This window comes from Plantibacter sp. RU18, assembly GCF_050613355.1.
In the GTDB taxonomy this organism is placed as follows: domain Bacteria; phylum Actinomycetota; class Actinomycetes; order Actinomycetales; family Microbacteriaceae; genus Plantibacter.
Window position 1 is genome coordinate 1,852,517 of the sequence record NZ_CP159618.1, and the last position, 14,230, is coordinate 1,866,746.

12 protein-coding genes and 1 pseudogene are annotated in these 14,230 nt (G+C 68.4%); 7 read left to right on the forward strand and 6 right to left on the reverse strand.

Annotated features, from left to right (window positions below; genetic code table 11):
* Positions 1-39 precede the first annotated feature (39 nt).
* The 4 genes from ABMA10_RS08960 to ABMA10_RS08975 all read left to right on the forward strand — a co-directional run bounded on the left by ABMA10_RS08960 (position 40) and on the right by ABMA10_RS08975 (position 4,399).
* Positions 40-1,275: a glycosyltransferase 87 family protein gene (locus ABMA10_RS08960; protein ID WP_347870422.1), complete on the forward strand. Its 1,236-nt coding sequence runs from the start codon at positions 40-42 to the stop codon at positions 1,273-1,275.
* Between the two features lie 4 nt (positions 1,276-1,279).
* Positions 1,280-1,588, forward strand: a complete 309-nt coding sequence (locus tag ABMA10_RS08965; RefSeq protein WP_347870412.1) for a thiamine-binding protein — start codon at positions 1,280-1,282, stop codon at positions 1,586-1,588.
* 83 nt (positions 1,589-1,671) lie between these two features.
* Complete coding sequence (locus tag ABMA10_RS08970) at positions 1,672-2,973, forward strand: MFS transporter (protein WP_347870413.1); 1,302 nt, start codon at positions 1,672-1,674, stop codon at positions 2,971-2,973.
* Positions 2,974-3,148: 175 nt separating this feature from the next.
* Positions 3,149-4,399 carry a DDE-type integrase/transposase/recombinase gene (locus ABMA10_RS08975; RefSeq protein WP_431030692.1) on the forward strand — a complete coding sequence of 417 codons (1,251 nt, stop codon included), beginning with the start codon at positions 3,149-3,151 and terminating at the stop codon, positions 4,397-4,399.
* 144 nt (positions 4,400-4,543) lie between these two features.
* Here the strand turns inward: ABMA10_RS08975 and ABMA10_RS08980 are convergent, their stop codons facing one another.
* The 5 genes from ABMA10_RS08980 to ABMA10_RS09000 all read right to left on the reverse strand — a co-directional run bounded on the left by ABMA10_RS08980 (position 4,544) and on the right by ABMA10_RS09000 (position 10,404).
* Positions 4,544-5,194, reverse strand: coding sequence for a response regulator transcription factor (locus tag ABMA10_RS08980; RefSeq protein WP_347869627.1), 651 nt, complete (start codon positions 5,192-5,194; stop codon positions 4,544-4,546).
* Positions 5,191-6,423, reverse strand: coding sequence for a hypothetical protein (locus tag ABMA10_RS08985; RefSeq protein WP_347869626.1), 1,233 nt, complete (start codon positions 6,421-6,423; stop codon positions 5,191-5,193). The genes ABMA10_RS08980 and ABMA10_RS08985 overlap by 4 nt, the downstream gene beginning before the upstream one ends.
* Positions 6,420-7,586, reverse strand: a complete 1,167-nt coding sequence (locus tag ABMA10_RS08990) for a sensor histidine kinase (RefSeq protein ID WP_347869625.1) — start codon at positions 7,584-7,586, stop codon at positions 6,420-6,422. Before ABMA10_RS08990 ends, ABMA10_RS08985 begins: the two co-directional genes overlap by 4 nt.
* A gap of 80 nt (positions 7,587-7,666) precedes the next feature.
* Positions 7,667-8,872 (reverse strand): homoserine O-acetyltransferase MetX, encoded by a 1,206-nt coding sequence (gene metX, locus ABMA10_RS08995; protein ID WP_347869624.1) that lies wholly within the window; start codon positions 8,870-8,872, stop codon positions 7,667-7,669.
* Between the two features lie 206 nt (positions 8,873-9,078).
* Entirely contained in the window at positions 9,079-10,404 is a 1,326-nt protein-coding gene (locus ABMA10_RS09000; RefSeq protein WP_347868396.1) for a bifunctional o-acetylhomoserine/o-acetylserine sulfhydrylase, read from the reverse strand.
* Positions 10,405-10,608: 204 nt separating this feature from the next.
* Here ABMA10_RS09000 and ABMA10_RS09005 point away from each other — a divergent pair, with 204 nt between their 5' ends.
* Positions 10,609-11,385 carry an SDR family NAD(P)-dependent oxidoreductase gene (locus tag ABMA10_RS09005; protein ID WP_347868395.1) on the forward strand — a complete coding sequence of 259 codons (777 nt, stop codon included), beginning with the start codon at positions 10,609-10,611 and terminating at the stop codon, positions 11,383-11,385.
* 27 nt (positions 11,386-11,412) lie between these two features.
* Here the strand turns inward: ABMA10_RS09005 and ABMA10_RS09010 are convergent.
* A pseudogene (locus ABMA10_RS09010) lies at positions 11,413-12,880 on the reverse strand (MFS transporter).
* Between the two features lie 103 nt (positions 12,881-12,983).
* Here ABMA10_RS09010 and ABMA10_RS09015 point away from each other — a divergent pair.
* Both ABMA10_RS09015 and ABMA10_RS09020 read left to right on the forward strand, forming a co-directional pair.
* Entirely contained in the window at positions 12,984-13,481 is a 498-nt protein-coding gene (locus tag ABMA10_RS09015) for a phosphoribosyltransferase (RefSeq protein WP_347868394.1), read from the forward strand.
* Positions 13,482-13,500: 19 nt separating this feature from the next.
* Positions 13,501-14,229: a Type 1 glutamine amidotransferase-like domain-containing protein gene (locus ABMA10_RS09020; protein WP_347868393.1), complete on the forward strand. Its 729-nt coding sequence runs from the start codon at positions 13,501-13,503 to the stop codon at positions 14,227-14,229.
* Position 14,230 lies beyond the last annotated feature (1 nt).

A 14,230-nucleotide genomic window follows, 5' to 3' on the forward strand; every position in this document is an offset into this window, starting at 1 on the left:
ACGGACGACGGGGCGCGCGAGCCTAGGATGGTGGACGTGATGCGGCGATGGCTCCTCTGGTGCGGCTTCGCCGCCGTGCACCTCGTCGTCGGCTGGCTCTGTCTCGTCGCGCAAGGGCTCCCGCTCGGCGACGTCATCCTCGTGTACCGCCCGTGGGTCGAGCAGGCGACGAGCGGGGGACCCGTCCCGGGACTCGATGAACCGTGGGTGTACCCGATCCTCGCGCTGCTCCCCATGCTGCTCCCGCTCGTGCTCGGCAGCGCGTGGTACGGCTTCGGCTGGCTCCTGCTCGTGACGATCGTGAACGCGGCTGCCTTCCTCGTGCTGCTCGGCAACGGGCGATCCCGTCCACGGCTCCTCGCCGCATGGTGGTGGCTCGCCTTCCTCGCGATGCTCGGCCCGATCGCCCTCGCCCGCATCGACTCGATCACCGTCCCCATCGCCATCGTCGGATTGCTGTGGGCTGCGGGCCGCCCGCGTGTCGCAGCGATCCTGCTGACGGTGGCCGCATGGATGAAGATCTGGCCGGCGGCGCTCGTCGGCGCGATCGTGATCGCCCACCGACGCCGCGTGCGCGTCCTGGTCGCAGCGATCGTGACCTCGGCGGTCGTCCTGGGTGTCGGGATGCTCCTGGGTGGTGCGAACGTCCTGAGTTTCGTGACCGAGCAGACCGGTCGAGGCCTGCAGATCGAGTCACTCATCGGGAACGTCTACCTCTGGCTCGCCGTGCTGCGGGTGCCGCAGAGCTTCGTCTACTACGACCACGACATCCTCACCTATCAGGTGACCGGGCCCGGCGTGCAGACGGCGATCGCGATCATGACGCCACTCCTCATGCTCGCCGTGGCGGGAGCGGTGCTGCTCGGCCTGCTCGCCGTCCGATCCGGACGACGTCTCGTGACCGTGCTGCCGCCGTTGTCGTTGCTGTTCGTGCTGACCCTCATCATCTTCAACAAGGTCGGGTCGCCGCAGTTCGCGATGTGGCTCGCGGCGCCCGTCATCCTCGGTATCGTGCTCCAGCGAGGCCGCTTCCTCATGCCGGCGGTGCTCGCCCTCGCGATCGCGGCGCTCACGCAGCTCGTGTATCCCTACCTGTACCTGTGGCTGCTGAACGTCGACCCGGTGCTCGTCACGGTGCTGACCCTCCGGAACCTCGCCTACCTCGTACTCGCCGGCTGGGCCGTCCAGGCGCTGTTCGCGCCGCGTGCGGCAGCCGGCGAGGTCGCGTCCGACCCGCTCTCCGTCCCTGTCCCCGTCCGAACCCACAAGGAGTGATCCCATGCTCGTCGCCTTCTCCGTCGCACCAAGCGGCACCGGTAAGACCGATGGTTCCGTCCACGATGCGGTCGCGGCCGCGGTCCGGATCGTGCGCGAATCCGGCCTCGCGAACCGCACCGACTCGATGTTCACGACGATCGAGGGGGAGTGGGACGAGGTGTTCGCCGTCGTCAAGGCGGCCACCGAGGCCGTCGGCGAGTACGGAAGTCGTGTCTCGCTGGTGCTGAAAGCGGACATCCGCCCGGGCTACGACGGTGAGCTCACCGCCAAGCTCGACCGCCTGGACGCCGCGCTCGACAACGACGGCTGATCCTCCGCGTCGCGCGGACGTCCCGTGTGAAAACTTCTCGGCGGAGACTCGAATCGATTCGAGAGCTGTCGTAGAATCGATCCATGCCCACCATCCTGGACGGGTCGACGCAGCTGTCGCCGACCCGTATTCGTCTTGCCATCCTCGCGCTCGCCGTCGGGGCGTTCGGCATCGGCACCACCGAGTTCGTCGCGATGGGGCTCCTGCCGAACATCGCCTCCGACCTGCTGCCGGAGCTCGCAGCACGCAGTCAGGAACAGGCGAATGCGCAGGCAGCGTGGCTCATCACCGCCTACGCGCTCGGCGTCGTCGTCGGTGCGCCGACGATCGCAGCGGTGGTCGCCCGATACCGCCGGAAGACCGTCCTGATGTGGCTCGGCGTCGCGTTCACGGTGGGCACGCTCGCCTCAGCGGTGCTCCCGAGCTTCGGCCTGGTGCTGCTCGCCCGCTTCGTCGCGGCCCTCCCGCACGGCGCGTACTTCGGCATCGCCGCGCTCGTCGCCGCGAGCCTCATGGGACCCGGCAAGCGCGGGAAGGGTGTGGCACTCGTCATGACGGGGCTGACGATCGCGAACGTCGTCGGAGTACCGTTCGCCACCTGGATCGGGCAGGAGTACGGCTGGCGTGCCGCCTACTTCATCGTCACCGGGATCTTCGCGATCGCGACCGTCACCATCTGGTTCGCCGTCCCCGTCCAGGCCGGGAACCCGGCCCAGACGATGCGCCGTGAACTCCGGGTGTTCCGCCGGAGCCAGGTGTGGTTCGTGCTCGGCTTCGGATCCATCGGGTTCGGCGGTCTCTTCGCCGTCTACAGCTATCTGGCGCCGCTCGTCACCGAGGTCGCGCGGCAGCCCGCCTCGCTCGTGCCGTGGGCGCTTGCGACCATGGGCGTGGGTATGACCATCGGCAACCTCGTCGGCGGGCACCTCGCCGATCGAGGCGTGAAGCGGGCTCTGATCGTGTTCTTCAGCCTGATGATCGTGGTGCTGACGGCGCTCGCGCTCACGGCCGCCTGGACGCCCACGATGTTCATCTTCGTGTTCGCCGTCGGGTTCGCGTCGCAGGGGCTCGGGCCAGCCATTCAGACGCGCCTCATGGACGTCGCCGGCGACAGCCAGTCACTCGCAGCGGCGCTCAACCATTCGGCGCTGAACATCGGGAACGCGCTCGGAGCCTTCCTCGGGGGCGTCGTCATCGCCGGCGGACTCGGATACATCGCCCCCGTGTGGACCGGTGTGGTGCTCACCATCGTGGGCCTCGCGATCGTCGTCACGAGCTTCTCGGTCGAGCATCGACAGCTGCGAACGTCGCTCGCGCGTGCCAACGCCCAGGAGGATCAGCGCATCTCCGACCGCAATCCGCCGACCGCGCCAATCCCCGTCTGATCTCTGCCCTCGGCCCTCTGCCAGCGCGGTGCGCTGGACCGAGCGCGGGTCTGCAGTGCGAGCGCGGGTCTCCGGAGACCTGTGAAGTCTCAGGACATCGTGGACACTTCTGTCTCAGGACTTCGTGGACAGTGTGTCTCAGGAGTTCGTGGACACTTCCGCGGTTCGGTGGAGCATGTCGATACCGAAGCGTCCATCTCCGAAGGTTCGTTTGCTCGTGGCATCGTGGCCTGATGATGCGGGCCGGGGTGCGGTCTCGGCGTTCTGCGAGGAGCATGGTGTTTCGCGGTCTTGGTTCTACAAGATCCGCGCCCGGGCTGCGGCAGATGGTGTGTTCGAGGTCGTCGCTCCGACATCCACGAGGCCTCGGTCGAGTCCGGCTCGGACGAGCGACGAGATCGTCGATCTCGCCATCAGTGTTCGGGCGCGATTGCGTGCAGAGGGGTGGGATTTCGGCCCGTTGAGTGTGATCGCGAGGTTGCGGCGGATGGGCTTCCAGGAGTTGCCCTCACGGGCCACCTTGGCGCGGATCTTCGTTCGTGCGGGCGTGGTCGAGGCGGAGCCTCGGAAGCGGCCCCGGAGCGCGTTTCGTCGGTTCGTCTATCCAGCCCCGAACTGTTTGTGGCAAATCGATGCAACCGAGTGGACGCTTACTGACGGTTCGCTCTGCACGATCTTCCAGATCATCGACGATCATTCCCGTCTCGCGCTCGCGTCGTTGGTCGCCCGGGCAGAGACCGGAGAGGCTGCATTGCGTGTCGTGACCCAGGCGATCAACCATCACGGAGCACCACAGAAGTTCCTGTCAGACAATGGTGTCGCGTTCAATCCCACGCGTCGGGGGCATTCCAACCAGCTCATCGATTACCTCGCCTCGCTCGGCGTCGAGACGATCACGGGGAAGCCCTACAAACCCACCACGCAAGGCAAGAACGAACGCTTCCACCGCACACTGCACCGCTTCCTCAACGCCAAACCGCCAGCCGCGACGATCGAGGAACTGCAAACCCTCGTGAACGTCTTCGACGTGTCCTACAACACGCTCCGCGAACACCAATCGCTCACCGACCGGCAAACCCCGAAAGAGGCCTGGGATCGCACCCCGGCTGCCCCGTCACCGACCCCGCAACCCACCGCGATCGAGATCCACGCCGCCCGCAACGCCCTCACAGCCCTACCACCCGGCGAAGCTGAATGTGTTGTCACGTCAGGCGGCAGAACCTACCTCCTCGGTCGCACGTTCCGCCCCGGGACAGCATTCATCGGTCACACCGTCCACGCGATCTGGGACGCTCAGCAGATCACGTTCTACGACCACCACGGCACCATGATCCGCACCCAACCCATGCCATCACGCAACGAAGGCCGCCCCGCCCACGGCCGAACACGAACGACCAAGAACAGCGTTGTGTCCACGAAGTCCTGAGACAGAGAAGTGTCCACGAAGTCCTGAGACAGAAGTGTCCACGAAGTCCTGAGACATCACAGGCCTCCGGAGACCCGCGCTCGCGTCAGTGCGTAGCGACGCCGGCTGGTCGCCCGCGCTCGGTCGGGCGCACCGCGCTGGCAGCTAGTCGACGATGATGCCGTCGAGGATGGCGCGCTTGCGCAGGGCGACCTTCGTGCCCACGTCGATGCCGGCGTTGCGGTACTTCTCCCGAATGCGCTTCAGATAGCTCTTCGCGGTCTCGTCGGAGATCCCGAGGCTCTCGGCCACCATCTTCACCGGCTCGCCCGCGGCGTAGAGTGCCATGACCCGTCGCTCCTGCGCGCTGAGTCGCGGCCCGGTGCCGGACGCGCCGCTCGCGAGCGCCAGGTCGAGTTCGGGGGAGATGTACGAGTCTCCGCGGGCCGCGGCGCGCAGCGCATGCACGATCGTCTCAGCGTCCTCGCTCTTGGCGAGATAGCCGATGGCGCCGGCGGCCAGCGCCTCGCGGACGACGGCGGGATCACTGTACGTGCTCATCAGCACCGTCGTGACCCCCGTGGTCTTCAGAGTGGCGAGTTTCACTGCGACCGGGACGTTGTCCTTCAGGTCGACGTCGAGCAGGAGGACGTCCACCGGGAAAGCGGGGTGCGTGAGGAGCTCCGGCCAGGACGGCGTGACGACGACGAGTTCGATGTCGTCGGCGACGCTCCTGATCCACTCGGTGAGTGCTCCGAGCAGCATCCGGTGGTCATCGACGATGCCAACCCTGATCCGAGACTGCAGTGACGTCATGGACGTTCCCCTTTCCGCTGGCCCGCAGCAGGATTGTCGACGGAACTGTCGATCTCGATCCTGATCCGGGATTTCTGGTACGTGTCCGAGTAGTTGCCCACCCGGCTGAGCGCTTCCCACACCGCGGGGTCGACCTTGGCGCGTTGCACCCCGTTCGCCTCGAGGGCGATCGGGATGGTGAGCGGACCTGGCCGGCCCTGTCGTTCGGTGCGATCGAGCGGCCCGAGCGTCAGCACAGCTGTGGCACTCTGCGCGTCTGCTTCCCCGAGGAGCAACCATACTGCAGAGAGCAGTCCATCCCGCTGATCCGTTGCGAGATAGGTCGCGAGGCGGTCGGGATCGCGCAACTGTGCGCCATCCGCCAGCACGGAGGACTCCTGGAACGCGTGTTCCAGCCAGGTCTCCTTGCCCTCTGCGGTGAGGTGACGGCGGAGCTCGGTGGCGAGGCGGGATGCGCGGGCGGCGAGTTCAGGGCTGAGCGGGAGGTCCACGGAACCGTCGGCGACGCCGTCGAAGAGTTCCTCGGCCTCGAGGTCGAGGGTCACGAGTTCCTCCGAGTCGAAGAAGCCGAGGGCGTCGCGTGCGCTGCCGACGGTCGAGGCGACCATGACCCGGTCGAGTTCGAGGCGGACGATCCGGCGGTACTGGGAGACGATCGCGCAGGCGATGAGCGGTGGCACGACCGCGATCGCCGCGACGAGGAGTTCCGCACCGAGCGTGGTGCTCTGATTCCGGGTCGCGGTGAGGATGGACAGCACGAGGAGTACCGCCAGGACGAGCGTCGACGCTGCGATGTCGCGGGCGGGACGCAGGGTGACCACCGCGAGCAGGACGCCGCCGACGGCCGCCGCAGCCGTCGGGTAGATCCCGACCGCGTCGAGGCCCCAGACACTCGCCAGGTCGAGCGTCGCGACGATGACCAGCTCGATGAGCAGGGCGATGAACATCCGATCCGTCAGATGGAAGCCGGAGCGACGCAGCAGCAGGAACGTCGACGCCATGGCTCCGGCGAGGACGAGCCACGCGATGACGGTGAGGACCGGCCGAGGGTAGAGGGCGAAACCCTCGACGAAGCGGATCGCCGCGTAGACGACGAGCACGAGGCCCGAGACGGACAATCCGATACCGAGTTGGCGTGTGCCGAGCGTGGAGCGCTGACGATCGAGTGCGCGTCGATGCCGGTAGCGGCGTGTCGGTCCGACGGCGCCGACGAGGGAGTCGATGCTCATGACTGCGGCACCTCCAGGATGACGGTCGTTCCTGCTCCCGGGGCTGAGAAGACGCGGGCCTGCCCACCGACTTCCTGGATGCGGGCGATGACCGACTCCTTGACGCCCAGATGCCCGGCGGGTACCGCTGCCGGGTCGAATCCGTGTCCGGTGTCGGTGACGAGGAGGCGCGCGGTCTGCTCGTCGATCGAAACCGTCACGTCGGCCGAGTCGACGCCGGAATGCCGTCGGACGTTCTCCAGACACTCGCCGAGCGCGAGGAGGAAGGCTTCGCGCACCTGCGGGTCGAGCGTGGCCTTGCCGCCGCCGTAGACGTTGACGGTCAGACCGAGCCCGGCGAAGCGCTCGGTCACCGCACCGATGCCCTCGTCGAGGGTGAAGTCGGCACCCCGCTGCAGGATGTAGCTGCCGGAGGAGATCGGGCTGAGCTCCTCGCCGAGTCGGAGACTGCGCAGCAGGTGCGCGTCGTCCCTCGCCTGGGCCCGGAGGGCGAGCGCGTCGACGCCACGACCCGAGTGGGCGAGGAGCGTCAGGGTGGCCAGAGCCGTGTCGTGGAGGAGGCGCGCGTCCTGTCGCCGCTGCGACTCGGCCTGGCTCGCGATCCGTTCGGCGTTGTACGCGCTGCCGATGTTGTCGACTCGGCGGATGAGGCGCGGGATGCTCGCGTGAAGCCAGCTCCCGAACGCTCCGATCGTGACCCACATCACGATCGTGAGACTGACCGCCGGGAACCCGAAGCCGGACGGCGACGTGGCGACGCCGACGGCGACGATCGTCACGAGGAACACGGCGGCGAGGAGTGGCCATGCGCGACGCATGGGCGCGAGTCTGGCGGCGATCGAGCCCATCCCGAGTGAGGCGACGGCCGCGACGGCACTGGCCGACCCGACGTTGCCGCCGCCACCATCGGACGTACCGATGACGACGACGACGCCGATACCGATCGCGAAGACGAGGGTCAGCCAGATCGGGTTCACGTACTGCTCCGCCGCCACATGGCCGAGAGCGAGGGCCGCGACGAGAATGAGGATCACGGCGTAGCGGCCGCCCACGATGACGCCGGGCACGCTGACGATCACGGCCGCGGTCACGCAGCCGGCGAGGCCGAACAACCGCGTCGTGCGCAGCAGCAGCCGTCGCTGCGTCTTGACCACGCGTTCCATGCTCACGCTCCTCTGTGGAGTCACCCTATCGGGTGACACGGCCTGGACGGGAGCGCCTGACCGACAGCTGTCGTCCGGCCTTAGGCGTCGAGGATCCGCTGGATCTGCGGTGCGACGAGCGCGTTCTCGATGAGGAAACCGTCGTGGCCGAAGTCGGAGCGGATGACCGCTGGAACGGCGCCGTCGAGGTTGCCGGAGAGATGGAGCGCGATCTCCTCCTGGCCACTCACCGGGAACAGCCGATCGCTGTCGATGCCGAGCACGAGCGACGGCCCGGGGTAGCGACGGAGCGCAGCTCCGATGCCGCCGCGATCCCGACCGACGTCGTGCGAGTTCATCGCCTCCACAAGGGTCACGTAGCTGCCGGCGTCGAAGCGGCGGGTGAACTTGTTGCCGTGGAAGTCGAGATACGACTCGACGGCGAACCGTCCACCATGGCCGAGCGGGCTGACGCTCGACTGCCAGCTGCGCTCGAACCGTTCGTTGAGCTCGCCAGGGCTCCGGTAGTTCAGCAGCGCCATGCGTCGAGCGAGTGCGAGACCGCGGTGGGGGCCTTCACCGTCGGGGGCGTCATAGTAGTCGCCGTTCTGGAAGTGGGAGTCGGTGCGCACCGCTTCGAGCTGCACGAAGTTCAAGGAGATCTGATCTGCGGTCGTCACCGGGGGTGCGGCGATGACCGCGAGGCGTTCGACCAGATCAGGGTGGGTGACCGCCCACTCGAGAGCGTGCATGCCGCCCATCGAACCGCCGATGACGGCCGCCCAGCGATCGAGTCCGAGGTGCCGGAGGAGGCGGTGCTGCGCCTCGACCTGGTCCCGGACGGAGGTGTACGGGAACCGGGAGCCCCACTCGACGCCGTCCGGTGCGAAGGAGGACGGGCCGGTGCTGCCCTGGCACCCGCCGATCATGTTCGGTGCGACGACGAACCAGCGGTCGGTGTCGATCGCGAGGCCTGGGCCGACGATCCCGGACCACCAGCCGGCGGTCGCGTGGCCGTTGCCTGCCGCACCGAGGACGTGGCTGTCGCCGGTCAGGGCGTGCAGGACGAGGAGGGCGTTGCCGCCGTCGTCGGCGAGTGTGCCCCAGGTCTCGTAGGCGAGTCTGGCGTGGGGGATGCTGCCGCCGTGCTCGAAGTCGAGGCGCCCGAGCGGCGCGAACAGCCGGTCTCCTGGCCGGTCGCCGTCACGCCATGCGCCGCTCGACGGAGGGTTCGCGAGGAGGGCGCCGACCTCTGCTTCGGTCACGAAGCGGGAGGGCACGCTGTCTTCCGGGATCTGCCAGTCCATAGACCTCCATTGTGTCGTGCCGTGGCGGGCCGGCGGACATTGTTACGCCCCCTCGGCGCGCGTGCGGTCTCGGCGCGGTGCGCTGGACCGAGCGCGGGGTACCGACCGCCGGGGACACACGACAGCGCGAGCGCGGGCCTCTGGAGACCCGCGCTCGCGCTGGTGGGGTGCGCCCGGTCCAGCGCACCGCGCTGGGGACGGGAGGATCAGACCCGGGCGGCCTCGACGACCTGCTTCGCGGCGGTGAGCCCGGCCTGCAGGTCCGCGGTGATGTCGTCGATGTTCTCGAGACCGACCGACAGCCGCACGAGACCCGGCGTGACACCGGCCGTGAGCTGCTGCTCCGGAGTCAGCTGCGAGTGCGTCGTCGACGCGGGGTGGATGACGAGCGAACGGACGTCGCCGATGTTCGCGAGGTGCGAGAACAGTTCAAGCGAGTTGACGAACGCACGGCCAGCGTCGACACCGCCCTTGAGCTCGAAGGACAGGACGGCACCGACGCCCTTGGGGGCGTAGTGGTTGGCAGAGCTGTACCAGGGGCTCGACGGGAGACCCGAGTAGTTGACGCTTGCGATGTCGGGGTGGGCGTCGAGCCACTCCGCGACGTGCTGGGCGTTCTGCACGTGACGCTCGATGCGCAGGCTGAGCGTCTCGATGCCCTGGATCAGCTGCCAGGCGCTCGCCGGAGCGATCGCGGCACCAAGGTCGCGGAGCAGCTGCACGCGCGCCTTGATGATGTACGCGAGCGAGTCGCCCACCGCGTCGGTGTAGACGGCGCCGTGGTAGGAGGGGTCCGGTGTGGTGAGGCCCGGGAACTTGTCCGCGTGCCCCGTCCAGGAGAAGGTGCCGCCGTCGACGATGACGCCGCCGATGACCGTGCCGTGTCCGCCGAGGAACTTCGTCGCGGAATGCACGATGATGTCCGCTCCGTGCTCGAACGGGCGGATCAGGTACGGGGTCGCGATCGTGTTGTCGACGATGAGCGGCACACCGGCCTCGTGCGCGATGTCGGCGACGAGACGGATGTCGAGGATGTTGATCTTCGGGTTGCCGATGGTCTCGGCGAAGAACAGCTTGGTGTTCGGGCGCACCGCACGGCGCCACTCCTCCGCATCGTCCTGGTTCTCGACGAACGTCGTCTCGATGCCGAGCTTCTGCAGCGTGTACTTGAAGAGGTTGTACGTGCCGCCGTAGATGGAGGACGAGGAGACGATGTGGTCTCCGGCCTGGGCGATGTTGAGGACCGCGGAGGCCTCCGCCGCCTGGCCCGAGGCGAGGAGGAGGGCGCCGCTGCCGCCCTCGAGCGCAGCGAGGCGCTCCTCGACGACGGCCTGCGTCGGGTTCTGGATGCGGGTGTAGATGTTGCCGAACTCGGTGAGGGCGAAGAGGTTCTTCGCGTGGTCCGCGCTGTCGAACACGTAGCTGGTGGTCTGGTAGATCGGCGTGGCGCGCGCCTTGGTGACGGGGTCGGGCGCTGCGCCGGAGTGGATCTGCTTGGTCTCGAACTTCCAGTCGTTCGTGGCATCGCTCATGGTGGATGGTCCCCTCTGCTCGGGTGGTCTGCGTTTCGGGTGGCGGATGCTGCCTGGTCGGCCGCTGCCGGTCTGACGTCGATGTCTCCGGGGTTCGGCTCCGGTGGTGCTCCGTCGTGTCCCCGAGGCTACTCGTCCGTCCTGAACGCGCCAAGCGGGCGGAAACACGGCGTAACGCCCTCGTGCGCTCGCTACCCTGGACGCATGACGACAAGACGTGTGGTGGTGACCGGTGCGAGTTCGGGGATCGGGGAGGCGACAGCGAGGCGGTTCGCCGCAGACGGCTGGGAGGTCGTCGCCGTCGCGCGTCGTGCCGATCGTCTCGAGCGGCTCGTCGCGGACATCGGCGGGGCGGCCGTCACCGCAGACCTGACGGTGCAGGCCGACGTCGATCGGCTCGCGGCGACGGTCGAAGGGCTCGGTGGGGCCGAGGCCCTCATCAACAACGCCGGTGGGGCCTTCGGGCTCGCCTCGGTCGAGGCGAGCGACGTCGACGACTGGCAGCGGATGTTCGACATCAACGTGCTCGGGACCAAGCGGGTCCTCCAGGCGCTGCTCCCGATCCTCCGGCGCAGCATCCCCGCCGGCGGCGCGGCGACGATCGTGGGCGTCACCTCGATCGCCGGTCACACCGCGTACGCGGGCGGCGGTGGCTACAACGCCGCGAAGTTCGCCGAACGTGCGCTGTTCGAGGTGCTGCGGCTCGAACTGAACGGCGAGCCCATCCGGGTCATCGAGGTCGCACCGGGCATGGTGCACACGGAGGAGTTCTCCCTCGTCCGCTTCGGCGGCGACCAGGCACGCGCCGACGCGGTGTACGACGAGATCCCGGACCCCCTGTCCGCGGACGACGTGGCCGAGGCGATCGTGCACGCGACGTCCCTCCCGCCACACGTGAACATCGACCACATCACGATCAAGCCGGTGGCGCAGGCAGCGCCGTACAAGCTCGCGAAGGGTCCGTTGCGCGTCGCGGAGTAGTCCGGGCAGCGTCGGCGCCTGCGGATCTCAGCGAGCGGGCCGCTCCGGCTCCGGCACGAGTGCGTCCGGGATCGGAGCGGCGTCGGCGAACGCGAGCTTCGGTACGAAGAAGAGCAGGATCGCCGCGAGGAGCGCACCAGCGCCGCAGATCGCCCACACCGTCAGGTACCCCGACAGGCTCGATGCCGCCGCTGTGACCGCCTGGGCGGCGCCGGCGAACAGGACGACTCCGAAGACCGCGGAGGCGAACGAACCACCGATCGTCTTCGTCGTGTTGGTGAGCGCCGCGGCGACCCCCGTCTGCCCGAGCGGTGCTGCTGCCGCCGCCGCCGCCGGCATCGCGCCGACGAGCGCGCCGGAGCCGAGACCAGCGATCGCCATGTTCGTGAATACCTGCCACGTCTCGAGATGGAAGGGGAGGAACAGCAGATAGCCGATCGCCACGAGGAACGCCGCGATGATGAGCGCGATCCGCGGCGTGGTCCACCGGGAGACGAGCGGGAACAGCAGCGCACCGACGATCATCGAGATGAGGTACGCGCCGATGAGCGTCGAGATGTCGCTCGCGTCGAGGCCCGAGACCGTATCCGTTCTCGCGTGGCGTGCCCGCGTAGGTGCTGAGCGGCGCCTGCGCTCCCAGCAGACTGATGCCGATGAGGCCGGCGGTGAGTTGCACAGGCCACATGTTCGGCTGGCGGAGGACGCGCAGGTCGATCGCCGGGTCCGCCTGGCGCAGCTCATGGCGTCCGAAGGGCAGGAATGCGAGTACACCGATCACGATGAGCGCCCACACCCACCAGGTACCGGGCCCGTTGAGCCGCAGGAACGTGAGCCCGGAGGTGATCAGCAGCAGCGCGAGACTGAGCAGGACGAACCCGCCGAAGTCGAGGGTGCGTCCGGGCACGGGCTTCGATTCCGGGACGCCGAAGAGGATGGCGAAGAAGACGAGGGTCACCGCCACGGCCGGAAGCATCATGGTCAGCGGGATGTCGCCGCCGAGAGCCGTGAGGATGCGGCCGCTGGAGAGCGCCCCGATGATCGCTCCGGCTTCGAGTGCGACGACGAGCAGGCCGGCCGCTCGTCTCGTCTGTGAAGCTCCGGTGCCCGAGCGGCGTCCACGCTCGAAGATGAGTGCGATCTCGAGTGGCAGCCACACGACGTAGAACCCCTGCAGCGCCCACGCGGCGAGGAACGACCAGAAGTCACCAGCGATCACCAGCCACCAGCTGGCTCCGGCGGTGAGGACGGTCGCGATGAGCAGGATCCGTTTGTGACCGTGCATGTCGCCGAGTTTCGCGAGGACGGGGACGACGAGCGCCGACAGCAGCAGCTGCGCGGCCTCGAACCAGTTGAAGTCGGCATCGTGGATGCCGAGATGGTCGACGAGGTCCGGGATGAGGGGGACGTAGTAGCCCTGCAGCACGCCGCTCGTGATCTCGACGAGGAACAACCAGCCGATGAGGCCGACGGTGATTCCGGCGGCCGAGCCCCGCATCGTGCCCCGCCATCCGGTGTGGGCGGCGCCGCCCGGAGCCGTCGTGTCTCGCGTCATGGGGGGATGGTACAGGTGGCGTGGCCCGGCAGGATAGCGTTGGAGCATGTCGACCGAGAACGCCGCTGCCCCAGCCCCTGAGCGAGAGGTCCTCGACTGGCCGACGTTCGGTGACGCAGCCCGTGAACTCGCAAGCGGGATCGTCGCGAGCGGCTTCCGTCCCGACTCCATCGTCGCCATCGCGCGTGGCGGACTCCTGCTCGCCGGGGCCATCGCGTACGCGCTCGACGTGAAGGCCTGCGGTGCGTTGAACGTCGAGTTCTACACCGGTGTCGACGCGAGGCTGCCGGAGCCGGTCGTGCTCCCGCCGCTGCTCGACGTCGCCGGACTCCCCGGCAGCCGCGTACTCCTCGTCGATGACGTCTCGGATTCCGGCCGCACCCTCGCCATGGTCCTCGAACTCATGCGGGCGAGCGGCGCAGAGGTGCGCACCGTCACGCTCTACGAGAAGCCGCAGACCGTGCTCCGGCCCGACTACGTCTGGAAGCGCGTCGACCGCTGGATCTCCTTCCCCTGGTCGACCCTGCCGACCATAACGGCGTAGCGCCGGGTAGGGTCTCAGGGTGAGTGTTTTCCTCCTCGGTGGCCCCGCCACCCCAGAGACCGAGTCGTCCGTCTATTCAGCGTTCATCGCCGAGGCGGCCGCGCTCGCCGTCGTCGCCGGACGACTCGCCCCGCGTATCGCCCTCATCGTCGTCCACGACGGTGACGGACTCGAGCAGTCGTCGGGCCTCGCCCGCGCCATCGAGCGTGCAGCCGAGATCGACGCGGTGCTGATCGTCGTCCGTGAGGGCGGTGTCGTCGCGCAGGCGCAATTGGCCGAGATCGACGGTGTCGTCGTCGGCGGCGGGCTTCCGTCCGCCTATGCCGACGCGGTCGCGCCGGTCGCGACGGAGATCCGTCGCCTCGTCGCCTCCGGCCTGCCGTACCTCGGTATCTCGGCCGGCGCCATGATCGCCGCCGAACACGCGATCCTCGGCGGGTGGCGCGTCGGAGAGGTGCCTGTGAGCCCCGAGGCCGCTGCAGAGGAGCTCGACGAGGTGACGATCGGCGACGGCCTCGGCCTCGTCGACATCGCGGTCGAGGCGCACGCCGCACAGTGGGGCACACTCGGGCGTCTCGTCGCGGCGACCGAGGCAGGCGTCGTCGACGGCGGCGTCGCGATCGACGAGAACACCGCATTGGTCGTCGGACAAGGGGCTCTCTCGGTGCTCGGCGGCGGCAGCGTCTGGCAGGTGTTCACGGCCGAGCACGGCGTCGTCGTGCGCACGATCGGCGCCGAGCAGCAGTAGT